23 protein-coding genes are annotated in these 23,895 nt (G+C 66.0%); 13 read left to right on the top strand and 10 right to left on the bottom strand.

Translation table 11 applies throughout. The features are described from left to right. Positions 1-13: 13 nt before the first annotated feature. The 5 genes from PHP91_RS08530 to PHP91_RS08510 all read left to right on the top strand — a co-directional run bounded on the left by PHP91_RS08530 (position 14) and on the right by PHP91_RS08510 (position 4,647). Positions 14-1,183: an MBL fold metallo-hydrolase gene (locus tag PHP91_RS08530; RefSeq protein WP_300139550.1), complete on the top strand. Its 1,170-nt coding sequence runs from the start codon at positions 14-16 to the stop codon at positions 1,181-1,183. Positions 1,184-1,263: 80 nt separating this feature from the next. Next, on the top strand, positions 1,264-3,087 hold the full coding sequence (locus tag PHP91_RS08525) for a GTP-binding protein (RefSeq protein ID WP_300139548.1): 1,824 nt from the start codon (positions 1,264-1,266) through the stop codon (positions 3,085-3,087). Beyond that, the gene (locus PHP91_RS08520; protein WP_300139546.1) at positions 3,084-3,689 is read left to right on the top strand and encodes a MotA/TolQ/ExbB proton channel family protein; all 606 of its coding nucleotides are present in this window, start codon (positions 3,084-3,086) and stop codon (positions 3,687-3,689) included. The genes PHP91_RS08525 and PHP91_RS08520 overlap by 4 nt, the downstream gene beginning before the upstream one ends. Next, positions 3,686-4,123 (top strand): biopolymer transporter ExbD, encoded by a 438-nt coding sequence (locus PHP91_RS08515; protein ID WP_300139544.1) that lies wholly within the window; start codon positions 3,686-3,688, stop codon positions 4,121-4,123. The genes PHP91_RS08520 and PHP91_RS08515 overlap by 4 nt, the downstream gene beginning before the upstream one ends. Beyond that, positions 4,120-4,647 carry a TonB family protein gene (locus PHP91_RS08510; protein WP_300139542.1) on the top strand — a complete coding sequence of 176 codons (528 nt, stop codon included), beginning with the start codon at positions 4,120-4,122 and terminating at the stop codon, positions 4,645-4,647. Before PHP91_RS08515 ends, PHP91_RS08510 begins: the two co-directional genes overlap by 4 nt. A 39-nt stretch (positions 4,648-4,686) precedes the next feature. Here the strand turns inward: PHP91_RS08510 and PHP91_RS08505 are convergent, their stop codons facing one another. From PHP91_RS08505 to pstS, 5 genes are all read right to left on the bottom strand, one after another. Continuing rightward, the gene (locus tag PHP91_RS08505) at positions 4,687-5,355 is read right to left on the bottom strand and encodes a hypothetical protein (protein ID WP_300139540.1); all 669 of its coding nucleotides are present in this window, start codon (positions 5,353-5,355) and stop codon (positions 4,687-4,689) included. Between the two features lie 144 nt (positions 5,356-5,499). Further along, entirely contained in the window at positions 5,500-6,327 is an 828-nt protein-coding gene (gene pstB / locus PHP91_RS08500; RefSeq protein ID WP_300139538.1) for a phosphate ABC transporter ATP-binding protein PstB, read from the bottom strand. A 33-nt stretch (positions 6,328-6,360) separates the two neighbouring features. Further along, a complete protein-coding gene (pstA, locus tag PHP91_RS08495; RefSeq protein WP_300139536.1) occupies positions 6,361-7,242 on the bottom strand; it encodes a phosphate ABC transporter permease PstA in 882 nt (293 codons plus the stop codon). After that, on the bottom strand, positions 7,239-8,141 hold the full coding sequence (gene pstC, locus PHP91_RS08490) for a phosphate ABC transporter permease subunit PstC (RefSeq protein WP_300139534.1): 903 nt from the start codon (positions 8,139-8,141) through the stop codon (positions 7,239-7,241). The genes pstA and pstC overlap by 4 nt, the downstream gene beginning before the upstream one ends. A gap of 103 nt (positions 8,142-8,244) precedes the next feature. Continuing rightward, positions 8,245-9,267 carry a phosphate ABC transporter substrate-binding protein PstS gene (pstS, locus tag PHP91_RS08485; protein WP_300139532.1) on the bottom strand — a complete coding sequence of 341 codons (1,023 nt, stop codon included), beginning with the start codon at positions 9,265-9,267 and terminating at the stop codon, positions 8,245-8,247. A gap of 540 nt (positions 9,268-9,807) precedes the next feature. Between pstS and PHP91_RS08480 the strand changes: the two genes are divergently transcribed. The 8 genes from PHP91_RS08480 to PHP91_RS08445 all read left to right on the top strand — a co-directional run bounded on the left by PHP91_RS08480 (position 9,808) and on the right by PHP91_RS08445 (position 19,820). Beyond that, positions 9,808-11,946 (top strand): methyl-accepting chemotaxis protein, encoded by a 2,139-nt coding sequence (locus tag PHP91_RS08480; RefSeq protein ID WP_300139531.1) that lies wholly within the window; start codon positions 9,808-9,810, stop codon positions 11,944-11,946. A 238-nt stretch (positions 11,947-12,184) separates the two neighbouring features. Beyond that, positions 12,185-13,198 (top strand): GDP-mannose 4,6-dehydratase, encoded by a 1,014-nt coding sequence (locus PHP91_RS08475; protein ID WP_300139529.1) that lies wholly within the window; start codon positions 12,185-12,187, stop codon positions 13,196-13,198. A 4-nt stretch (positions 13,199-13,202) separates the two neighbouring features. Continuing rightward, positions 13,203-14,159: a thiamine pyrophosphate-dependent dehydrogenase E1 component subunit alpha gene (locus tag PHP91_RS08470; protein ID WP_300139527.1), complete on the top strand. Its 957-nt coding sequence runs from the start codon at positions 13,203-13,205 to the stop codon at positions 14,157-14,159. Beyond that, positions 14,156-15,199: a transketolase C-terminal domain-containing protein gene (locus PHP91_RS08465; protein ID WP_300139525.1), complete on the top strand. Its 1,044-nt coding sequence runs from the start codon at positions 14,156-14,158 to the stop codon at positions 15,197-15,199. Before PHP91_RS08470 ends, PHP91_RS08465 begins: the two co-directional genes overlap by 4 nt. A gap of 22 nt (positions 15,200-15,221) precedes the next feature. After that, the gene (locus PHP91_RS08460) at positions 15,222-17,159 is read left to right on the top strand and encodes a cobalamin-dependent protein (RefSeq protein WP_300139524.1); all 1,938 of its coding nucleotides are present in this window, start codon (positions 15,222-15,224) and stop codon (positions 17,157-17,159) included. 20 nt (positions 17,160-17,179) lie between these two features. Further along, positions 17,180-18,160 (top strand): NAD-dependent epimerase/dehydratase family protein, encoded by a 981-nt coding sequence (locus PHP91_RS08455; RefSeq protein WP_300139522.1) that lies wholly within the window; start codon positions 17,180-17,182, stop codon positions 18,158-18,160. After that, a complete protein-coding gene (locus tag PHP91_RS08450; RefSeq protein WP_300139520.1) occupies positions 18,161-19,114 on the top strand; it encodes an NAD-dependent epimerase/dehydratase family protein in 954 nt (317 codons plus the stop codon). A 1-nt stretch (position 19,115) separates the two neighbouring features. Continuing rightward, complete coding sequence (locus PHP91_RS08445; protein WP_300139518.1) at positions 19,116-19,820, top strand: glycosyltransferase family 2 protein; 705 nt, start codon at positions 19,116-19,118, stop codon at positions 19,818-19,820. A gap of 81 nt (positions 19,821-19,901) precedes the next feature. Here the strand turns inward: PHP91_RS08445 and PHP91_RS08440 are convergent, their stop codons facing one another. The 5 genes from PHP91_RS08440 to PHP91_RS08420 form a co-directional block, all read right to left on the bottom strand. After that, positions 19,902-20,855: an NAD-dependent epimerase/dehydratase family protein gene (locus tag PHP91_RS08440; RefSeq protein ID WP_300139517.1), complete on the bottom strand. Its 954-nt coding sequence runs from the start codon at positions 20,853-20,855 to the stop codon at positions 19,902-19,904. 19 nt (positions 20,856-20,874) lie between these two features. Next, positions 20,875-21,852, bottom strand: a complete 978-nt coding sequence (locus tag PHP91_RS08435; protein WP_300139515.1) for a lysylphosphatidylglycerol synthase transmembrane domain-containing protein — start codon at positions 21,850-21,852, stop codon at positions 20,875-20,877. Continuing rightward, positions 21,852-22,571, bottom strand: a complete 720-nt coding sequence (locus tag PHP91_RS08430; protein ID WP_300139513.1) for a sugar phosphate nucleotidyltransferase — start codon at positions 22,569-22,571, stop codon at positions 21,852-21,854. Before PHP91_RS08430 ends, PHP91_RS08435 begins: the two co-directional genes overlap by 1 nt. Beyond that, a complete protein-coding gene (locus PHP91_RS08425; protein WP_300139511.1) occupies positions 22,549-23,544 on the bottom strand; it encodes a kinase in 996 nt (331 codons plus the stop codon). The genes PHP91_RS08430 and PHP91_RS08425 overlap by 23 nt, the downstream gene beginning before the upstream one ends. A 13-nt stretch (positions 23,545-23,557) precedes the next feature. Beyond that, positions 23,558-23,895: DegT/DnrJ/EryC1/StrS family aminotransferase (locus PHP91_RS08420; RefSeq protein WP_300139509.1), on the bottom strand; the 338-nt coding region annotated here is incomplete at its 5' end.

Below are 23,895 nucleotides of genomic sequence, written 5' to 3'. Positions count from 1 at the left end.
CAAGGAGAAGACTATGAGCAACGAGAAAAAGGATATCAGCCGGCGCGACTTCGTGAAGGGCGCCGCCACGGGCCTGGTGGCCGGAGCTTTCGCCAGCATGGGCGTGTACTCCTACACCTCCTCCGCCTACGGCCGCCTGCCCAAGGCCGAGCGCAAGCTGCAGGACTTCGGCGCCTGCCGCAGCGTGCGCGTGACCAACATCTCGGAAACGAGCTGGTTCAACAACGCCCATCTCATCGGCGACATCCACGAGGCGGGCGGGCTGCTGGTCAACCAGTACACCCTGAACTGGGCCCCCTTCGCCAACGGCAAGGGCTCGGCCAAGGGCTCCTATGGCGAGGGCATCGGCTCCATCAAGGAACTGCTGCCCCACGACCTGAAAAAGGCCTGGGAAATCCAGAAGAAGCTGGCCCTGCACCCGGACAACCCGGGCGGCTACTCCTGCCTGCTCGAAGTGGAGGCCCTGGACGGAACGGTCCACAAGTACCTGCTGGACACCGGCTGGTCCTACGAATGGATGGAGGACAGCTTCAAGCGCGAAGGCATCGACAAGATGCTTGAGGAGCAGCAGATCGAGGCCCTGTTCATCTCGCATGAGCACTGGGACCACTTCTGGGGCCTGCCCGTCACCGTCAAGTACGACAACCGCATTCCCCTGTACGTGCACGACGGCTTCTACAAGGAGGGTCTCCAGTACATCAAGGATAGCGGCTACAAGGGCGAGCTGACCATCGTGGACAAGCCCATCACCGAGATCATCCCCGGCATGGCCCTGCTCAAGTTCGACGTGCCCATCATCAACCGCGTGTTCGGCGAGACCTCCCTGGCCTTCAACATCAAGGACAAGGGGCTGCTGCTCATCTCGGGCTGCTGCCACCAGGGCATCCTCAAGTTCGCGGACTTCGCCCAGGCCAACCTGAAGTACGACAACGACACGTTCTACGGCATCTACGGCGGGCTGCACATCTCGCCGTTCGAGGACTGGGACCCCAAGTACGACGACCTCGTCATCTCGCTCGGCCAGTGGGGCTTCGAACGGATCGGCTGCAACCACTGCACCGGCCACCTGACCGCCAAGAAGTTCATCGAGGCCGGATACCCGGTGGTGCGCGGCACCGCCCGCTTCCGTTCGGCGTCCAAGGACTACCTGGGCAACGGAGATAAAATCAGCTTCGGCTGTTAGCAACAACCTCCTCACCTCAACCCCCCATCAGGCCCGGTCCGCCCCCTCAGGGGACGGGCCGGGCCGCCCCGAGGACCGCCATGCGACTCTCCACCGTACTGCCGACGCAACGCCACGAGAACCGGCTGGTCAACCTGCCGGAAATGCTGTGCAACTGCCTGCTGGCCGCCTGCCAGCACAAGGAATTCAAGCGGCTGGTGGGCTGGAAGGGCATGGCCGTGTGCCCGCGCGCCCCGCAGGGATGGACCTTCAAGGTCCGCGCCCGGCCCGGCGTATACGGCCTGGCCACGGAACGGACCTGGCGCGACGAGTCGGGCCAGCACGCACGCCTCGGGCTCCACTATTTCCCGGCCCCGGACGAGCCCCTGCTCGACACCATGTCGCTGGCCGCGAGCCTCGCCGCGGCCAGGCCGGACTATATCGAGACGTTGCGCCGCTTCACGGCCATGGCCGACGGCGGCGCGCCCTTCCGCCTGGGGGACCTGACGGCCAGCCTGGCTCCCGGCGAGGACGGCCTGCTCCTGCGGATGGACGCGGCGGACCGGAGGCTGAGCGTCGCGCGAGACGGCGTGGCCACAGCGGAAGGACAGTGGGTCATCCTTCCCGGCGAGGCCGAGGAGGACTTCCCGGCCCACGAAATCGCCGCCGACTTTCTGCTGGTCCTGGCCGCGGCCGCCTCCAACAGCCTCGGGGAGCCCCCCTGCCGGGTCGGCAGGCGGACGGAGCCCGGCTCCGGCCTGATTTACGGCGGGGACGGCGAAAGCTCGCCCCTGGACGACGGCGTCACCATGACCAGCGACCTGCTGTACTGGGGCGGCCCCGAAGCCCTGGCCACACTGGCCGCCCCGTCCCTGGCCGAATGCGAAGCCGTGGCCGGAATCGCCCAAAAGGAAACCCTGCCGCCCCCGCTGGATCACGCCCTATTCTGGAGAACCCACGACCTGCGGGCGCTTTCCCTCGAAACGGCCTATGCCCCGATTTTCGACAGCCGCCCCGGACTGATCGTGCTCAGCGGCTTTCTCGGCGCGGGCAAGACCACCTTCCTCAACCAGTTGCTGGAATACCACGCGGCCAGGGACGAACTGGTGGCCATCATCCAGAACGAGATCGGCCAGTCCGGCGTGGACGGCAAGCTGCTGGAGGGCGACGACGCCATCGTCGAGCTGGACGAGGGGTGCGTCTGCTGCACGCTGGCGGGCAATCTTTCCAAGGGAATCCAGCAGCTCCGGGCCCGGTTCAATCCCAAGGTCATCGTGCTGGAGTCCACCGGGCTGGCCAATCCGTTCAATATCCTGAACGAACTGGAGACGCTCCGGCCCCTGGTCCGCCTGGACTCGATCACCACCCTGGTGGATGCGGCCAACGGTCCGGCCCTGCTCAAGAACCACGAGATAGCCCGGGACCAGGTGGCGGCGGCCGACACGCTCCTGCTGAACAAGTGCGACCTGGTCGACGAGGCAGGACGCGAGCGCCTGCGCGACACCCTGCGCGGGCTGAACCCCCGCGCCGTCCTTGTGGAGACCGCCTTCGGGGCCGCCAACCCCGGCGAACTCTATGACCCGGACCCGTTCGAGCCGCGCCTTGGTCCGCCGCCCTGCATGACGCCCCGGACGCACCACACGCACGATCACGATGGCTTCACGTCCCGGCGGTTCGGCTTTACCGCGCCCCTGGACCGAAAACGGCTCACTGAAGCGCTGGACGGCCTGCCCGCCTCGGTCTTCCGGCTCAAGGGAATCGTCCACCTCGCGGACTGCCCGCAGCCCATGGTGGTCCAGTACGTATGCGGACGCCACGAACTCTCCTCCCTGGGGGACGCCTTCGGCGAAGAGGGGTTCCTGGTGGCCATCGGCAAAGACATGGACCTGACCGTCCTGGAAGGACTGGAGGAGGCGAACGCATGAACATCCTGCAACAGGGCGGCCTCCTGATGTGGCCGCTGCTGGCCCTTTCCGTGGCCGCCCTGGCCGTCATCCTGGAGCGGTTCGTGGTCTTCACCACCCGCCGCTTTCCCGCCCCCGCCGCCCTCGACGCCCTGCTGGAGACGTTCCGCAGCCGGGGAGGCGAGGCCGCCATCAAGGACGCCGAGGAGAACTCCCCGGCCTTCCTCGACTTCTTCCGGGCCTGCTTCGGCACCGGCGACGCCGCCAGGAGCGAGGCGGCCATCCAGGCGGCGGGCGAGGACGTCCTGTTCGAGTTCAACGCCCGGCTGGACTTCCTGGCGACCACCGCGACCGCAGCCCCGCTCATGGGACTGCTCGGCACGGTCATCGGCATGATCAACGCGTTTTCCAGGCTCTCTGCCTCGGGCGACGTGGACATCACCATGCTGGCGGGCGGCATCTGGCAGGCCCTGCTGACCACGGCCGCCGGGCTGTGCATCGCCATCCCCACCCTGCTGGCCCAGCGCTGGTTCTGCCGCCAATGCGACAAGACGGCCTTCGCCATGCAGCGCGCGGCGCGGCTGGCCGTCCAGTGGCGGGAACGGCGGGAAGACGGGCGATGATCGAGTTCACGCGGCGCACGCCCAAACCGGCCTCGCCGGACATCACCCCGCTCCTGGACGTCGTCTTCATCCTGCTGATCTTCTTTGTGGTCTCGGCGGTCTTCACGGCCAAGGGCGTGGACATCGAACTGCCCGCCGCCGAGACGGCCAAGGCCGTCACCGGCCGGTCCATGGAGATCGAGCTGCGCGAGGACGGGGCCATCCTCTGCGACACCGCGCCGGTCACCCTGAACGACCTCTCCCACCTGCTGCAGAACACCTACGACCGGCCCATCTCCCTGCAACCGGACCACATCCTGCTGCAATCCGCGCCGGGAGCCCGGGTGGAGCGGTTCGTGAAGATCGTGGACATGGTGCGCAAGACCGGATTCAACAACCTAGTCATCGCCACCCGGACCCGCGACAGGAACGAGGCCAACGGACCGACCCCATGAATTCCCGGCAAACGATCTGGGCCTGCCTGGCCATTTCCCTATGCCTGCACTGGTTCCTGCTCCAGCCGAAGTGGGGCGGCGCGCCGACGCCCCCCGGCGAATCCATCGTCATTCCGGTGAACTTCGACATTTCGGCAGCCGCCGCTGGCGGCACGGGGCTCGCGCTTGAACAGGGAGCCGTCCCGGACGAGGAGAAGACCGAACACGAGGACGTGATCCGTCGGCTGCGCCGCCAGGCCCTGAAAAAGTACCTGGCCCAGGTCCACAGCGCCGTGGAGCAACGCCGTCTCCCGCCGGGGGCCGACGCCGCCGACCTGATCGGCAACGTCCGCTACCGGTTCCGCATCCGGGCGGACGACACCTTCGAAGGCATCGTCATGCAGCAATCCTCGGGCGACGCCCGGCTCGACGCGGCCGCGCGGCGGGCCATCGAGGCCGCCAGCGGCACGGTCAAGCGCCCCGACATCCTCAAGGGCCGGTCCTGGACCATCACGATGACGGTCAAATACCAGTACCGGCTCTAGCGTGGCGGAAGCGAAGGCCGGAGAACCTCCCCGGCCCGCTCAGATCTTGACGGTTTCCAGGAACCGCTTGTCGGCCTGTTTCTTGAGGAATTTCGTGAAATTCTTGGTGATGGCCGGGAGCTTGTAGAGCTTGGTGAAGAAGCTCTTTTCCGTGAGCTTGGCCAAGGTGGAAGGGTCGAAGTAGGCGTTGGCGTTTTCGATGGTCAGGACAAAGGGCGGGAGCCCCTCGTGGGCGAGGATGCCGCTCATGAGCAAGGCCCCGGTGCGGTGGTTGCCCTCGAAGAAGAGCTGGGGGCGGCTCAGCATATAGGTGTAGGTCCGCGCCGCCCGCTCCCAGGCGGAGTCGGACTTGTGCTTGCGGTTCCACTGCACGATCCTGCTGATGTTGCAGTCGCTCTGGTTGTAGAAGCGGATGGCCGTCTGGCGCATGTGGTTCGCGAATTCGAAGCGGACCATCTCGTCCGTGCCGCAGAGCACCCGCTGGTTCAACTCCAGGACGTGGTGCTTGTTCTCCTCGCGCACGAGGTTGATCTTGTTGAGCAACAGCTCGTTCAGGTAGGCGTAGCCCGCCAGCAGGTTCTCGATGATGACGTCCGCGATGGGCTCGCGGCGCATCCTGAGCGTCCCGTTGATCCGCTCGAAATTGGCCTGGACCTCCCGCAGGGAGGCCTCGATCAGGTCCAGTCGCAGTTGATATCTCTTGCTCATTCATCGCCCCGGGAAGCGGTGTGGGACTCGCCCGTCCCGAAAAGAACGGGTAGACAAGGACGACGCACGCCGACACTCAAAAAAGGCGACGGGCCGGAGCGCCGCAGCCCTCCGCCCCGCCTCGCATGATCCAACGCCGCGAAATCAACTGAATTCGCCCTGGAGGTATTCCCGGGTCAGCGTCTCCTGCGGGTCGTCGAAAAGCCGCCGGGTCGGGCCCATCTCCACCAGGTGGCCGGTACGCCCGCCCTGGGAGATGTCCACGGAGAAGAACGCGGTCTGGTCGGCCACGCGCAGGGCCTGCTGCATGTTGTGGGTGACGATGACCAGGGTGTATTTTTCCTTGAGCCGGACCATCAACTCCTCGATCTGCCGGGTGGCGATGGGGTCCAGGGCGGAACAGGGCTCGTCCATGAGCAGGACGCTCGGCTCGGTGGCGATGGCCCGGGCGATGCACAGCCGCTGTTGCTGCCCGCCGGACAGGGAGAGGCCGCTGCGCTTGAGGATGTCCTTGACCTCGTCCCAGAGCGCGGCCCCGCGCAGGGCCTTTTCGACCTTTTCCATCATGTTGCCCTTGAACCGGTTGAGCCTCAGGCCGAAGGCCACGTTCTCGAAGATGCTCAGGGCGAAGGGGTTGGGCTGCTGAAAGACCATGCCGATGTGGCGGCGGACCACCACCGGGTCCACCTTGGGGCCGTACATGTCGATGCCGTGATAATGCACGCTGCCCTCGAACCGGAAACTCCGGATGAGGTCGTTCATGCGGTTGATGCTGCGCAGCACCGTGCTCTTGCCGCAGCCCGAGGGACCGATGAACCCGGTGATCTCGTTGCGGCAGATGGGCACCCGGCTGTCGCGGACCGCCAGGAAATCCCCGTAGTAGATGTTGTCCACCCGGCAGTCCAGGATGACGTCATTGTCCCGGCAGGCGGCGGGGGCGTACGCTTCGGCCGTGTTGGCGACGGTATCCATAGTGTTTTGCGACTCCATTGAAGGATGAAACGATTACTTGTTGCGCTGGCCGATGAGGCGGCTGGCGATGTTCAGCACCAGGACGAGGAGGACGAGCACCAGGGAGGCGCTCCAGGCCAGCTCGATCAGGTTGGCGAAGGGACTGCCCGAGTAGTTGTAGATAAGCACGGCGAGGGAGGCCGTGGGCTGGTTGACCTCCAGCCAGTAGTCGCTGAACAGGGCCGTGAAGAGCAGCGGCGCGGTCTCGCCCGCGGCGCGGGCCACGGCCAGGAACACGCCGGTAATGATGCCGGGCATGGCCACGGGCAGCGAGACCTTCATCATGGCCTGGGCCGGGGTGCAGCCCATGCCGTAGGCCGCCTCCTTCATGCCGCGCGGGACCATCTTGATGGCCTCCTCGGCCGTGAGCATGACGATGGGGATCATGAGCAGCGAGAGCGCGATGCCGCCCGCCCAGGCCGAGTAGTGGCCCATGACCAGGACCACCGAGGCGTAGGCGAACACGCCCGCCAGGATCGAGGGCAGGCCGGTCAGCGTCTTGGCGCAGAACCGGGCCGCCTGGGAGAGCTTGCGGTGCGGCCCAAGCTCGGCCAGGAAAATGGCCGCCAGGATGCCGAAGGGAATGCTGATGAGCCCGGCCAGGCCGACCATGAACAGCGTGCCAAGGATGGCGTTGCCGAACCCGCCGCCGTCCTCGAAGGCCGTGGGGGGCAGGGAATAGAACACCGTCAGCGCCAGCCGCTGGCCGCCCCGGTACAGGAGCATCAATATGACGGAGAAGAGCGGGAAGCAGGCCAGGATCGCCATGCCCACGGTGAGGGTGCTCAGGACGTAGGACTGGAGGGCCCGGCGCTCGTAGGGATTCTTCTCGAAGCTCGGCTTGCGGAGCTCGTTGTCGACTTGCCTGGCGGTCATCTCGCCCCTCCCGGCCGGGTGAAGTTGATGATGAGCTGGCCGATGACGTTGACCACGAGGGTTATCACCAGCAGGACGATGGCCGCGAACATCAGCACCTGGACCTCCATGGGTCCCGCTTCCGGGAAGTTGAGGGCCAGGAGCGCGGCCAGGGTGTTGGCCGGAGAAAAGAGCGAAAGGGAAATCTGGTTCGAGTTGCCGACAAGCATGGCCAGGGCCATGGTCTCGCCCAGCGCCCGGCCGAAGCCGAGGACCAGCGCGCCGAAGATGCCGCCCGAGGCGGTGGGCAGCATGACCCGGAGGATGGCCTCCCAGCGGGTGGTGCCCATGCCGTAGACCGCCTCCTTGGTCTTGAGCGGAATGGCCCGGAACGCGTCCTGGGACACCGCCGCCACAGTGGGCAGAATCATGATCGACAGGACCAGCGAGGCCGGAAACAGGCCCGGGCCGTTGAGCTTGGTCCCGAAGAACGGAATCCAGCCCAGGTACTCGTGCAGGAAATCGGCCAGGGGCCGGATGATGGGGATGAGCACGAAAATGCCCCACAGCCCGTAGACGACGCTGGGGATGGCCGCCAGCATCTCGATGATGTTCTTGAGGACGATCTCGACCTTGTGGGGAAGGAAGTCCTGGGTGAGGAAGATGGCGATGGCGACGCCGAATACGCCGCCCACGGCCAGGGCGAAGAGCGAGCTGTAGAGCGTTCCCCATATTTCGGGCAGGATGCCGTAAACCTTCCGGTTCACGTTCCAGTCCGAGGAGGAAAGCAGTTGCATGCCGTACTCCTTCACCGCGGGCAGCGCCTTGCCGCCGATCTCGAAGACGATGTAGGCGAGGACCAGTATGGTCAGCACGGTGAAGGCGTAGGCCACGCCCCGGAAAACCCTGTCAAAAACCACATCCCCGAAGGAAGGGGGCGTAGCAAAGCTATCGCCCCACTTCCTGGGGGTCTCTTTCGGAGAGCCCATCGTTAACGCCTTTGGCTTGGCTGAGGAAGCCCGCCTACTTGATGTTCTTGGCGGCCGCGGCGACCTTCTTCACGACGGTCTCGGGCATCGGGATGTAGCCGGCCTTGTCGGAGATGGCCTGGCCCTTGTAGAGGCAGTAGTCGATGAGCTTGTGAATCCACTCCACCTTTTCCTTGTCCTGATAGGTCTTGTAGAAGAGCATCCAGGTGTAGGTGACCATGGGGTAGGAGCCGTCGCCGTCAGGATCGGTGATGAAGACGATCATGTTCTCGGGCAGCACGGCGTTGGCCAGGGCGGCCTGGCCGCTCTTGAGGCCGGGGGCCACGAACTTGCCCGCCTTGTTCTGCAGGGAGGCCATGGGCAGCTTGGCCATCTGGGCGTAGCCGAACTCGACGTAGCCGATGGCGCCGGGGGTCTGCTTGATGGCGGCGGCGACGCCGTCGTTCTTGGGGGCCTTGATCAGGTTCTGGGACAGGGGCCACTCGACGGTCTTGCCGAAGCCGACCTTGTCCTTGAAGGTCTTGCTGATGGCGCACAGGTGCTGGGTGAAGTTGAAGTTGGTGCCGGAGCTGTCGGCGCGGGCGACCACGACGATGTTCTCGGAGGGCAGCTTCACGCCGGGGTTGGCCTTGACGATGGCCGGGTCGTCCCACTTGGTGATCTGGCCGAGGAAGATCCCGGCGTAGACGTCGCGGGGGAGCTTGAGATCGCTCACGCCTTCCAGGTTGTAGGTCAGGACGATCTCGCCCGCGGTCATGGGCAGGAGCTGCACGCCCTCGGCGACCTTGGAAATTTCCTCGGGGGTCATGGCGGCGTCACTGGCGCCGAAGTCCACGACATGGTTTTGAAAATCCCTGATTCCCGCGCCGCTGCCCTTGGACTGGTAGCTGACCTGCACGCCGGAATTCTCGCGGCTGAAGGTCTTGAACCAGGTGGTGTACAAGGGAGCCGGGAAACTGGCGCCGGAACCAACCAGGCTGACGTCAGCAAAGGAAACCGCCGGAAACACCAGGGCCATCAGCATCAGCATGGCCATCAGTTTAGAAAGGTACTTCAATTCCAAAACCTCTTGGTTGATGTTGAAAGACTGCGTCAACCTATCCCCCCTGCGTGCATATCCGGTGTCGGAATTGTCATGGTTGTGTTAAGAAGCGTGATTTTGTCGAGTCGAACGCCCGCCTTCGGGTGAAAACGCCCCGAAAAGAACCGTGGACGCGCCGGTCCCAACAGGCCGGATACCCGCCGCAGGCCGAAAAACGGTGCAAAAACGGCCGGTCACCTATGGAGACCGGCCGTTTTCAATTCGCCATGGAGAGTTTGGGGCCCGCTTCGGACGGGATTCCGTGGGATCAGTACGACTCGAATTCGTCGTCGTCCATTTCGAGGGCCACCATCAAGTGACCCGGCGTGAACGCCCCCCTTCATCTCGATCCAACTATCATTATAATGGATATGGCGTCTCGTTGGGATATGCTGTACCCTCCTGGCAAATGTGGAGTACTATCACACACGTAACCGTTTTTTTCCCAACACTCTCGCACCCTCGCCCGAGGCGAAGCTACGCTGGTGGTGAAGGTGGCGGACGCGAGGTGGATTCATGAAGATCGGCCCCAAGATGACAACCCTCGGCATAACCCTGGTCGGCCTGACCACCGCCGGCATTCTGGCCATTCTCTTTTGGCAGAGTTCCGTCGTGTCCAACGTGCTGGCCGCCTACTTCGACAAGCAGGCGCACCACGAAATGGAACTGGCCGTTGCCGACGCCAAAAATCTGCTGGAAACCCAGCACGCCACCCTGGTCAAGCAGTTGGAGAACGACATGCGCGTTCTTCTCAGCGTGGTGGACCGCAACGGCGCCATCGCCCTTTCGCCCGAGACGGCCACCTGGCAGGCCGTCAACCAGATCACCAAGGAGAAGTCGGAGGTCGTCCTGCCGAAGATGACCATGGGCGGCCGCTGGTTCGGCCAGAACAGCTCGCCCGACGTCCCCACCCCGCTGGTGGACGACATCATGAAGCTGACCGGCACCACCTGCACGGTCTTCCAGACCATGGACGACCGGGGAGACCTGCTGCGCGTGGCCACCAACATTCTCAAGACCGACGGCAAGCGCGCCGTGGGCACCTACATCCCCAGTTCGAGCGTCGTGGCCAGGACCGTTCGCTCCGGCGAAACCTACCGGGGCACGGCCTATGTCGTGAACGCCTGGTACCTGACCCAGTACCGCCCCATCAAGGACGCTAGCGGCAGGGTCATCGGCTGTCTCTACGTGGGCATCCTCCAGGAGGGCGTCCAGCAGCTCCGGGAAGGGCTCAAGTCCGTGGTCCTGGGCACGACGGGCTCCCTGTCCGTCCTGGGCGGATCGGGCGCGGCCGAGGGCGTGGTCAAGCTGCACAAGAAAGCCGACCTGGAGGGCACGAGCCTCCTGGACGACAAGGATGACGCCGGGGCCCAGGTCTACCGGGATCTCATCGTGGCCGCCCGCGAGGCCGGGGGCAAGCCCACGACCGCCGCCGCCCGCATCGGCGGCAAGGACGTCCTGCTCACGGGCGTCTACTTCAAGCCCTGGGACTGGGTCATCGTCGGCACCGGCTATGTGGAAGAGTTCATGGCCGGGGAGCGCGCGGCCCAAGCGGCCCTGACAAGCACGAAGTGGTGGTCGGGCGGCATCGGCGCGTTCATGGTCGTCATCGGCCTGCTCATCACCCTGTTCTTCGCCCGGCAGATCAGCGCCGCCGTGGGCCGCACCGTGCTGGTCCTCAACCGCATCGTGGACGGCGACCTCGACGTGGAGCGGCTGCCCGTGCACGAAAAGGGCCCGCGCGACGAGCTGGAGACCCTCGGCGCGGCCCTCAACTCCATGTCCGCCAAGCTGCGCGAGATCGTCTCCAACGTCCAGGCCGCAACGGGCAGCGTGACCAACGGCAGCAACGAGCTGGCCTCCACCTCGCAGTCCCTTTCCGAAGGGGCCAACAGTCAGGCCAGCGCGGTGGAGGAGGTGTCCGCCTCCATGGAGGAGATGACCGCCAACATCGAGCACAATACCGGCAACGCCCGCGAGACCGAGAAGATCGCCCGGCAGGCGGCCGAGGACGCCCGACAGGGCGGCGAGTCCGTGGACAAGACCATGCACGCCATGCGCCAGATCGCCGAGAAGATCGCCATCATCGAGGAGATCGCCCGCCAGACCAACCTCCTGGCCCTGAACGCGGCCATCGAGGCGGCGCGGGCGGGCGAGCACGGCAAGGGCTTCGCCGTGGTCGCGGCCGAGGTGCGCAGGCTGGCCGAACGCAGCGGCCTGGCCGCCTCGGAGATCAGCGAGCTCTCGGCCAGCAGCGTGGCCATCGCCGAGCAGGCGGGCAAGATGCTGCAAAAGATGGTGCCGGACATCATCCGCACCGCCGAACTGGTCCAGGAGATCGCGGCGGGCTCCACCGAACAGCAGGAGGGCTCCAACCAGATCAAGCACGCCATCATGGAGCTCGACCGCGTGGTCCAGCAGAACTCCGCCGAGTCCGAGGAGGTGGCCTCCTCGTCCGAGGAGCTGGCCAGCCACGCCGCCCTGCTCCAGGAAACCATCAGCTTCTTCCGGCTGGGGGCCCACGCCCCGGTCCAGACGCGCAGGGCCGCGCCGCCCGTATCGGGCAAGCCCGGCGCAAAGGCCAGGCCCGCCGTCCGGGCCAAATCCTCCGGCGCCGCCCTGGAAATGGCCGACGACAGCTTCGAACGGTTCTGATCCGCAAGGACCCCGCCCGGCGAGCCCCCTTTCCCGGGGAATCCGCCGGGCGGTTTCCCGCTCCTCCCCCATGCTCGAGCAACCGCCAAGAATCCTTAAAAGCGTTGACAGATAACGGTTTTGGGACTAACAGATTCGCGGTGTTCACATTTTCAAGACATTATGGGGCGTAGCGGGACACACCCCCTCCTTTCCTCTGCCCCACGACCACAACGCTTCAACAAACACGACGATCCACATGGCGAAAAGAGCACTCATCACCGGCATCACGGGCATGGTGGGGTCGCACCTCACTGATTTTCTCCTGGCCAACACCGACTGGGACGTCCACGGCATGTGCCGCTGGCGCAGCCCCCTGGACGACGTGGAGCACCTCCTGGACCGCGCCAACAAGGGCGACCGGGTCTTCTTCCACTACGGCGACCTCTGCGACTACATCTCCCTGCACAACGTCATGGAGGAGGTGAAGCCGGACTACGTCTTCCACCTGGCGGCCCAGAGCTATCCCAAGACCAGCTTCGACTCGCCCATCCAGACCTACGACACCAACATCCTCGGCACCCACCGGCTCCTGGAGGCCATCCACAAGACCGGCTGCGACCCGTACATCCACGTCTGCGCCTCCTCGGAGGTCTTCGGCCGGGTGCCCAAGGAGTGCCTGCCCATCGACGAGGAGTGCAAGTTCCACCCCGCCTCGCCCTACGCCATCTCCAAGACCGGCACCGACCTGGTGGGCCGCTACTTCGCCGAGGCGCACCACATGAAGATCATGACCACCCGCATGTTCACCCACACCGGCCCGCGCCGGGGCGACGTGTTCGCGGAGTCCACCTTCGCCAAGCAGATCGCCATGATCGAGGCGGGCATGATCGAACCCGTGGTCAAGACCGGCAACCTCGACTCCATGCGCACCTGGTCCGACGTGCGCGACGCGGTCCGGGCCTACTACATGCTGCTCACCGTCAACCCGATCCCCGGCCAGTACTACAACATCGGCGGCACCTTCTCCTGCACCGTGCGCGACATGCTCGCCCACCTCGTCTCCATCTCCACGGTGAAGGACAAGATCCGGGTGGAGACCGAGCAGGCCCGCCTGCGCCCCCTGGACGCCGACCTCCAGGTGCCCAACACCGCCAAATTCACCAACCACACCGGCTGGAAGCCCGAAATTCCCTTCGAGACCACCATGCTTGACCTGCTCAACTACTGGCGCGAGCGCGTGGCCTCCGGCCGCCGCTTCCTGACCAGGTAACGCCATGAACACGACGCTTCACACGGAACTCTACCGCAAGGTCTACACCGTCCGCATGGCCGAGGAGCGCATCCGGGCCGACTACATGGGCGACGAGATGAAGACCCCGGTCCACCTCAGCCTGGGCGAGGAAGGGCTGGTGGCGGGCGTGGTCCACGCCCTGACGGCCACGGACAAGGTCTTCGGCACCTGGCGCAACCACGCCCTGTACCTGACCAAGGGCGGCAGCCTGGACGACTTCTTCTGCGAGCTCTACGGCCGCGAGACCGGCGTCGCCTGCGGCAAGGCCGGGTCCATGCACCTCTCCTCGCCCGCGCACGGCTTCCTGGCCTCCTCGGCCGTGGTCGGCTCCATCCTGCCCGTGGCCCTGGGCGCGGCCTATGCCCAGAAGGCGCAGGCAACCGGCGACATCGCCGCCGTCTTCTTCGGCGACGGGGCCACCGAGGAGGGCGTGTTCTGGGAGACCCTGAACTACGCCGCCCTGGCGAAACTCCCGCTCCTCTTCGTCTGCGAGGACAACGGGCTGGCCATCCACTCGCACATTCAAAACCGCCAGTCCTACGACATCGCGACCACGGTCAAGACCTTCAACCTGCCGGTCTTCACCTCGGACTCCACGGACGCGGGCGAGATTCACGAACTGGCCGCCACGGCGGCGGCCGCCGTGCGCAGGGGCGAAGGCCCGGCCTTCCTGCTCCTCAAGTACCTGCGCTACCTGGAGCACGTGGGCGTCAACGAGGACTTTTCCGCCGGATACCGCTGCAAGGAGGACTGCGCCGACTGGTTCGACCGCGACCCGGTCCGGGTGCAGCGCGCCAACGCCCTGAAGGCGGGCGCGACCGAGGCGGAGATCGCCGCCCTGGAAAACGGGATCAGGGCGGCCATCGAAGCGGCCGTCGCCAAGGCCACGGCCTCCGCCTTCCCAGCCCTGGATGAACTGCGCAAGGACGTCTACGCATGAGCACCCTCACCTATCGCAACGCCATCGTCGCGGCCCAGGTCCAGGAGATGGAGCGCGACGCCTCCGTGTTCCTCTACGGCCTGGACGTCTCGGACCACAAACGCATTTTCGGCTCCACGGCGGGCATCGTGGAGAAGTTCGGCCCGGAGCGGTGCTTCATCACCCCCACGGCCGAGGACTCCATGGCCGGATTCGGCCTGGGCGCGGCCCTGTGCGGCATGCGCCCGGTCCACATCCACATCCGCGTGGACTTCATGCTCCTGACCATCAACCAGTTGGCCAACATGTATTCCAACCTGCGCTACATGTCCGGCGGCCGCCTGAGCGCGCCCGTGACCATGCGCGCGGTCATCGGCCGGGGCTGGGGCCAGTCCTGCCAGCACTCCAAGTCCATGCAGTCGCTCTTCGCGCACATCCCCGGCATCAAGGTGGTCATGCCCACCTCGCCCGCCGACGCCAAGGGACTGCTGGCCGGGGCCATCCGCGACGACAATCCGGTGGTGGTCCTGGAGCACCGAATGCTCTACGACATCGAGGGCGAGGTGCCGGACGGCGAATACGTCATTCCCATGGGCAAGGGCCGCGTGGTCCGCGAGGGGGCCGACCTGACGGTCATCGCCACCTCCTGGATGAACATCGAGGCGGTCAAGGCGGCGGAAATCCTCGAGCGGCGGCACGGCGTGTCTCTGGAGGTCGTGGACCCGCGCACCATCCATCCCCTGGACGAGGAGCTGCTGGTAAACTCGGTGAACAAGACCGGCCGCTGCCTGGTGGCCGACTACGACTGGACCTTCTGCGGCTTTTCCGCCGAGGCGGCGGCCCTCATCGGCGAACGCTGCTTCGGCGCGCTGAGGAGCCCGGTGACCCGCCTCGGGTTCGCCCACGTCCCCTGCCCGACCACGCGCCCGCTGGAAAACGCCTTCTACCCCAACGCGGAGAGCATCGTCCGCTCGGTGGAGAAAACCCTGGACCTGCCCGCCTGCGACCTGTCCGGCGAGGTGTTCTACACCTACGAGCACAACTTCAAAGGCCCCTTCTAGGCGGCCGGAAGCAAGGATTCCCATGGCTTACAACGTCGGCCAAGTCCAGATCAACAACAGCTTCGCCAACGCCTCCTACTTCCCGTACTCCCTCGGCAAGCTCCAGGCCTACGCCCGGAAGTTCGGCAGGGAGACGGACAAGTTCCGCTTCATGCTCCCCATCTTCCGCCGCGTCACCGTTGAGGAGGCCCTGGAGAACCTGCGCGGCGCGGACCTGGCGGTCTTCAGCCTCTACGCCTGGAACTTCGAGCTCTCCATGGCCATCGCAAAGGCCCTCAAGGCGGCCCGGCCCGAGGTCCTGATCGTCTGCGGCGGCCCGCACGTCCCGGTGCGCGAGCGCGACTTCCTGCTCCGCCACCCCTGGCTGGACATCGCCATCCACGGCGAGGGCGAGCAGACCTACGCCGACCTTCTGGACCACTACGAGGGCCGGGACTGGGAGAACGTGCCGGGCATCTCCTTTGTCCGAAACGGCGAGGAAATCCGCACCGCCCCGCGCGAGCGGCTGGCCGACCTGGCCGACATGCCCTCCCCCTACCTGGACGGGCTGTTCGACGAGCTCATGGCAGCCCATCCCGAGACCGAATGGCTGGGGCTGTGGGAGACCAACCGGGGCTGTCCCTTCAACTGCGCCTACTGCGACTGGGGCGGGGCCACCCACGCCCGCATGTACGCCTTCGACCGGAAGCAGCTTGAGGACGAGATGGTCTGGTTCGCCAAGCACAAGGTGGAATTCATCTTCTGCTGCGACTCCAACTACGGCCTGCTCAAGCGCGACCTGGAGCTGACCCGGTTCGTTGTGGCCACGCGGGAGAAGTACGGCTACCCCTGCGCCCTCTCCGTGCAGAACACCAAGAACGCCACCGAGCGCTCCTACGCCATCCAGCGCATGCTCCACGACGCCAAGCTGAACAAGGGCGTGACCATGGCCCTCCAGACCGTGGCCCCGGAGGCGCTGAGGAACATCGGCCGGGAGAACGTCTCTCTCAAGTCCTTCGAGGAATTGCAGCGACGCTTCAACCGGGACGGCATCGAAACCTACACCGACCTGATCCTGGCCCTGCCCGGCGAGACCTACGAGACCTTCGTGCGCGGCGTGGACCAGATCATCGACAACGGCCAGTACAACCGCATCCAGTTCATCAACCTCTCCATCCTGCCCAACGCCACCATGGGCGACCCCGAGTACCGCAAAAAGCACGACATGCAGGTTGTGCGCACCAAGATCATCAACCTGCACGGGGCCATGGCCACCGGCAACGAGGTCGAGGAGACCCAGGACCTGGTGGTGGGCACCAGCTCCATGCCCCGCGCGGATTGGATCAGGACCCGCGTCTACTCCTGGATGATGGCCTTCCTGTTCTTCGACAAAATCCTCCAGATTCCCATGGTCCTGGCCCACTCCCGCTTCGCCATGCAGTACCGGGACATCGTCAACGCCTTCCTCGCGGCCGATCCGGCGGCGTACCCGGTCGTCCATTCCATCAACGAATTCTTCGAGCGGGAGGCCCGCCAGTTGCAGGAAGGCGGCCTGGAGTACGCCTTCTCCCGCGAGTGGCTGAACATCTACTGGCCCCACGACGAATACGCCTTCATCCAGCTCTGCCGCGAAAACACCTTCGACGACTTCTACCGCGAGGCCGAGGCCATCATCCTCTCGCTCATGGCCGACCCCGCGCCCGCGCGCACGGTCATGGACGAGGCGGTCCGCCTGAACCGGGCGCTCATCAAGACGCCCTTCCAGACCGAGGACCTGTCCCTGACGCTCTCCGGCAACATCTGGGAGGCCTACCGCGTCGCCCTGGAGGAGAACCGGGACATCCTGGAGCAGGGGGAATTCCGCTACCGCATCGACCGCACCGCCGAGACCTGGAACGACTGGGATACGTGGTACAAGGAAGTGGTCTGGTACGGGAACAAGAAAGGGGCCTACTTCTACACCATCAAGGCCGACGGCTAGCGTCGGCACGGGACGGCAGCATGCAATTCGACGGCAAGAAGGTTCTGGTGGCCGGTGGCACCGGCATGATCGGCATTCCCCTGGTCCGGCTCCTCGTCGAGCGGGGCGCGCAGGTGCGCATCAGCTCCCTTGACTCCCCGGAGCGCGCCCATCCGGACGCGGAGTTCCTCCGCCTGGACCTGACGGACATGGCCAACTGCCGCGCGGCCTGCGCCGGGATGGACTTCGTGTTCAACCTGCTGGGCGTCAAGGCCTCTCCGGCGCTGACCCGGACCAAGCCCGGCCGGTTCCTCTACAACACGGTGATGATGGAGTTCTCCATGCTGGAGGCCGCCCGCCTGGAGGGCGTGGCCGGATACCAACTGACCAGCTCCGTGGGCGTCTACGCCCCGGCCGAGGTTTTTGCGGAGGACGACGTCTGGTCCACCTTCCCTTCGCCCAACGACTGGTATTCCGGCTGGTCCAAACGCGTGGGTGAGCTCCAGGTCGAGGCCTACCGCATCGAGTACGGCATGGAGGACCTGACCATCACCCGGCCCGCCAACGTCTACGGCCCCTTCGACAATTTCGACAGCGAGAACGCCATGGTCGTGCCCTCGCTCATCAAGCGCGCCCTGACCTCGGACGGAACCCTCTCGGTCTGGGGCGACGGCAGCGCCATCCGCGACTTCATCTTCGCCGAGGACGTGGCCGCGGGCATGCTCCGCGTGGCCGAGGCCGCGCCGGACAAGCCGGTCAACCTGGGCAGCGGCCACGGCTACTCCATCCGCGAGCTCGTCACGGCCATCGCGGCCAACATGGACAACCCGCCCGAAATCCACTGGGACACCACCAAGCCCACCGGCGACGCCCGCCGCATCCTGGACATGGACCGCGCCCGGTCCCTGGGCTTCACCCCCGCCACCTCCCTCACCGAGGGCGTGCGCAGGACCATGGAGTGGTACGCCGCCAACCGCGACGCCACCTCCCTGCGCTACGACGTGTACGGGGACGGCAAATAGATGGGCGCGCGGGGCGGCATCCTCGTCGCGGGCGGCACCGGGCTCATCGGGGCCAACACCGCCCGCCGCCTGGCCGGGCTGGGCGCGGACGTCACCGGTACGCGCCACGCCAGCGCCCGGCCGGAATTCGCCGCCCTGCCGAAGTTCGACTTCACGAACTTCGAGGACTGCCTGGAGGCCACCAGGGGCCGCGACGGCCTGGTCATCAGCGCGGCCATCAGCCACGGCGCGGCCGAGAACAAGGCCAATCCCACGGGCGCGACCCTGCCCAACCTCAGGATCATGGCGGGGCTGCTGGAGGCGGCGGCCCGCAACCGGGTCCGCAAGGTGGTCCTGCTCAGCAGCTCCACGGTATACCAGCCCGCCGCCCACCCCATCCGGGAGGACGAGCTGGACCTGAACCAGCCGGTCCACGCCGCCTATCGCAGCGTGGGCAACCTGTACCGCTATCTGGAGCAGTTGGCCGCCGGATACGGAGAGATTTATGGTCTGTCGGCCTACATCCTGCGCCCCACCAGCGTCTACGGGCCCTACGACAGCTTCGACCCGCAGAAATCCAACGTCCTGCCCGCCCTGATCCGCCGGGCCTGCGCCGGTGAGGACCCGTTCATGGTCTGGGGAAGCCCGGACGTGGTCCGCGACTTCGTCTACGTGGCCGACGTGGCCGACGCCATCGCCGCCTGCCTGCTCACCGACGACGTGCCCCCCGCGACGCCCGTCAACCTCTGCTCCGGCGCGCCCGTGACCATAGGCCAGGCGGTAGCCGCCGTCCTGGCCGCCTGCGGCCGCTCACCGGAGGTCGTGTTCGACGCGGACAAGCCGACCACCATCCCCTACCGCGCGGTTGACGGCGGCCGCCGCAACCGGTACTTCCACGGCTCGCCCGTCACCCCCCTGCCGGAGGGGCTGCGGCAAACGATCGAATGGTATCTGGCAGACCTGAACAAAGAGTAAGATGACACGACACCGCACCATCACCCTGCTGATGCCCACCTACAACGAGGTGGACGGTCTGCGGGCCACGCTCAAGGACCTGGACAAGAACGTCGTTGACGAAATCCTGATCGTGGACGCGGGAAGCACCGACGGCACCCTGGACGTGGCGGCCGAGCACGGCCTGCGCGTGGTGCGCCAGCGCCGCAAGGGCCTCGCCTTCGCGGTCTTCGACGCCATCAACGAGAACATTTCCACCGACTGCGTCATCGAGTTCAGCCCGGACGGCAACTGCCTGTGCGACCAGTTGCCGGACCTGGTTGCCCGGCTGCGCGAGGGCTGCGACCTGGCCGTGGTCTCCCGCTACCTGCCCCCGGCCAAGTCCTACGACGACACGGCCGTCTCCGCCTTCGGCAACTGGATGTTCACCAAACTTTTCAGCTCGCTGGGCAAGTTCCCGGTCACCGACTCCCTGACCATCTACCGGGGCTTCGACTGCGCCATCGCCAAGGACCCGGTCTTCGAGAAATTCCTCTACGGCCCGGTCTTCGAGCCGCTGGTAACGGCCATGGCCCAGATCCGGGGCCTCAAGATCACGGAAATTCCCGGCGACGAGCCCGAGCGCATCGGCGGCGAGACCAAGCGCAGCATCCTCTACAACGGTTCCTGCTGCCTGCTCATGTGGCTGCGCTGCGCCGTGTACAAGGTTACCGGCCTGGCCCTCTAGAAAGCTCCCGCAAAGAAACGAAACGGGGCCGGAGCGCGACAGTCGCGCTCCGGCCCCGTTTTTCATGCGTTGGCGGCCCGCCTAGAGCAGGTTCTCGCGATACCAGGCGATGGTCCGGCGGATGCCCTCGTCCAGCGGGATGGTCGGCTCCCAGCCGAAATCGCGCCGGGCCTTGGAGATATCCAGGCAGATCTTCGTCGGAATATGCGGCTTGGAAAGGTCGTGCTCCACGGCGATCTCCCTGCCGGAACTGGCGATGATCCGGTGGACCAGGTCCTTGATGGACACGGCGCGGCCCAGGCCGACGTTGACCAGCTCGAAGGGGGTCTCCTGCCGCTCCATGGCGGCGCGGACAAAGGCCACCAGGTCGTCCACGTGGAGCAGGTCGCGCTCCTCGGTGCCCGGGCCCCAGCAGACCAGTTTGCCGTCCTCGTTGGTCAGCACCTTGGTCATGGTCGCGCCGAAAACGTGGGAGCGCGCCAGGTCGTACTTGTCGTGCGGGCCGTAGATGTTGGAGTGGCGCATGACCGTGAACCGGGTGCGCCCCAGGCGGGCGTAGAACTCGCACATTTTTTCGATGTAAAGCTTGGTCCATCCGGCCCCGAAATACTGCGGCGGCAGGGGCGCGGCGATGTCGAAATCCTCCTCGCGGATGGGTGCGGACGACGAGGCGTACATGATGGTGCAACTGAAAAAGAGAACGTGGCCCACCGAGTGGTCGTAGGCGGCGCGCAGGATGTGCGAGTTCATGACCGCGTTGTCCGCGGTGTGGATGTAGGGCCGGTTGATGATGTCCCCGGCCCCGGAGGTGGTGGCCGCCGCCTGGATGATGACGTCCATGCCCTTTACGGCGCGGTCCGCGTCCTCGGGCCGGGTCAGGTCCGCCTGGACGGGCGTGACGCCGGGATGCTCCAGCGGCGGCCGCTTGCAGTGGGTGCCGTAGACCTCGTAGAGGCCGGTGTCGGCCAGGGCCTCGGCCATGTTGCGGCCGATGAAGCCGGTGGAGCCGCAGACGAGTATCTTCAAACGTACCATGGCGAATCCTTTCGGCCGGTTACCGCTTTTCCCCCTTGCGGAACAGGAAGAGCACGGCCGGGAGAGAGGTGACGACGGAGATGATCCTGAACGTCAGGAACACGGTTCCCGAAACGGTCAGGCTCGACGCCGGGTTGAGGATGGCGTTGATCTGGGCGTAGGCCACCTCGCCCACCCCCAGGCCGCCGGGCGAGATCGGCAGCATGTTGAGCAGCACGGTCAGCGGGCCGGAGATGCCCACGTCGAGAAAGCTCATGACCCCGCCCAGGAGCACACCGGTCTGATACAGGATCAGGACCATGATCCCCTGATTGAGGATGGAGATGCCGAGCACGGACAGGAGCACGCCGGGGCGGCTGCGGTAGAGGTAGAACGCCTCGGTGACCAGCAGGACCTGCTCGGCGATGCGCCCGCCGCCGAACCGGCGCTCCACCCAGCTCGAAAAACCGAGCCGCCGCCGATTGAGAAAGAGCATCCCGACAAACAGGACGAAGAACGCGCCGCCCAGGGCCAGGAAGACGCTGACCGCCCGGAACAGCGGGGAATGGGACATGGCGTCGTACTTGAAGGCCACGCAGACGCAGGCCCAGAGCAACAGCGCGGCCAGGGAGGCCACCTTGTCCACCACGATGGAGATGGCCCCCTTGCGCTTGGCGTCCGGCGACTGGCGGAAAATCATGTAGGCGCGCGAGAACTCGCTGGCCATGCCGCCCAGCAGCGAGGCGGCCCAGAAGGAGCCGATGTAGGTGATGCGCAGGGTCTGGGCGAAGGGCGGGGCCATGTCCAGGCAGCCGAGCAGCAGATGCCAGCGCACGGACGAGAGCACGTAGAGCGCGCACATGCAGCAGCAAAAGAAGGCCAGGGCCCAGGGATGGCGACCCAGGCCCACCAGGTCGCTCACCGAGATGATCCGGAAATAGAAGATGGCCCAGACCAGCAGTGCGGCCACGCCCAACTGGAGCGCGGGCTTGCCGTATTTCGCCACACCGGCCGCCATCACGCCTCACCGCCCAGCCGGTCGAACCAGTCGGCGTCGGCCGCGCGGGCGAAGTCCTCGGGCGTGCCGATGTCCAGAAACGGGGCGTCGCAGCGCATGGCCCGCAGGGACCCGGCCGCCTTTTGCAGCAGGTCCGTCTCCAGGGAGGACGCGCCCTCCGGCAGCGCCTCGACCACGTCCCTCGGGAAATAGTACACACCCGCGTTGATCCACCCCTCGCCGGTGCGTCCCTTTTCCAGGAAGCGGCGGACCACGCCGTCCTCGATGTCCAGGGAGCCGTAGCGCGCCGTGTCCGCCACCTTGACGGCCAGGAGCGCCGGGCCCTCGCCCGCCAGGGCGAAGCGGACGAAATCGGTGAGCGGCGCGTCCACCGCGCTGTCGCCGTTCATGACCAGCACGCCCTCGGTTTCGATGCGCGAAAGCGCAAGCCTGACCCCGCCGCCGGTGCCGAGCCGCTCGTGCTCGCGGGAATAGTCGATGCCGAGGCCGCGCCACTGATGGCCCAGCACGTCCATGACCGCCTCCGCGCCGTAGCCGATGCTGATGCAGGCGCGCGCAAAGCCCGCCCCCCGAATCCAGTCCAGCAGGTAGGTGATGAACGGCCGCCCGCGCACCTCGGCCAGGACCTTGGGCAGCTCGCCGGTGACCGGCCGGAGCCGCGTCCCCAGCCCGCCGGCCAGGATGATCGGCGCGAGGCTAGGCGTGGGAGAAGAAGGCAATGTGAGACCCCAGGCTCTCGAAGGTGAACGGGATGTAGAGCAGGTCCTTGAGCGCCTCGCGCACGGCGGGCTGCGCCTGCGGGGGGACGTAGACCATGAGGAACCCGCCGCCGCCCGCGCCGCAGAGCTTGCCGCCCAGAGCGCCCGCCCGGCGCGCCGCCTCGTACATGTCGTCGATGGCCTGGTTGGACACCTTGGTGCCCAGGCCGCGCTTGAGCCGCCACGACTCGTGCAGCAACCGGCCGAAATCGTCCACGTGGTCCGGCCCCTGGTGGAGGATGTGCAGGGCCTCGTAGGCCATGTCGCGCATGGTGAAGAGATCGTTGGCGTTCTTCTTGGCGTTGGCGATCTGCTCCTCCGCAATGGTGGAGGCGAAGCGGGAGATGCCGGTGTAGAAGATGAGCAGGTTGTCCTGGAGGGTGGTGATGGTCTCCCTGGGCGCGGTGACCATCTTGACCTTGAATTCGTTCTTGGCGTCGAACTCCACGAAGTTGAGCCCGCCGAAGGCGGCGGCAACCTGGTCCTGGGAGCCCACGTTCTCGCCGATCATGTCCTGCTCGATGTGGATGGCCTCCAGGGCCAGCTCCCGCTTGGTGCGCAGCTCGCCGCGCATGGCGGCCAGGGCGTGCACCAGCCCGACGGTGAAGGACGAGCTCGACCCCACGCCGGACATGGCCGGGATGTCGCCGCTGTGATTGACCTCCAGCCCGGTCTCGACGCCGTACTTGCGCATGCACTCGCGCACGGAGGGATGCTCGATCTGGTCGATGGAGTTGGGACACTCGGTGCGGGAGTAGCGCACCAGATGCTTGTGCTCAAAGAACGGGGGCAGGTCGCGGCAGATGATGTGGCAGTACTTGTTGATGGTCGTGTGCAGGACGCAGCCGCCGTGCTCGCGGTAGTGGACGGGATAGTCCGTGCCGCCTCCGAAGAAGGAGAGGCGGTACGGCGTGCGGGTGATGACCATGGTCATGGCGATGCTTCCTTTACTTCTGGTATTCGGTCAGGAACCGCTCGACCACCTGGAGGAAATACGCCATGTGCTCCGTGGTCAGGTCCTGGTGGCAGCCGATGTGCAGCCCGTTGACGCCGATGTACTCCGCCTCCGGGAACTCGCCCAGTTGATGGCCCAGGTAGGCGAAGCCGGGGCACTGGGTGGGCATGGACTGGAAGAGATTGCGCGTCTCGATGCCGTTCTTTTCCAGGTAGTTGGTCAACTGGACGCGGGTGAAGGTCGCCTCGGGGCCGACCACCACGGGCACGGCGTGGGGGCCGATGAACTCCCACTCCTCCTCCCTGAGTGTGGTCAGGTAGGGAGCGAAGC

Origin of the sequence: Pseudodesulfovibrio sp., from assembly GCF_028692895.1 — a bacterium.
GTDB lineage: Bacteria > Desulfobacterota > Desulfovibrionia > Desulfovibrionales > Desulfovibrionaceae > Pseudodesulfovibrio.
This window is presented reverse-complemented; position numbering and strand designations above follow the sequence as displayed.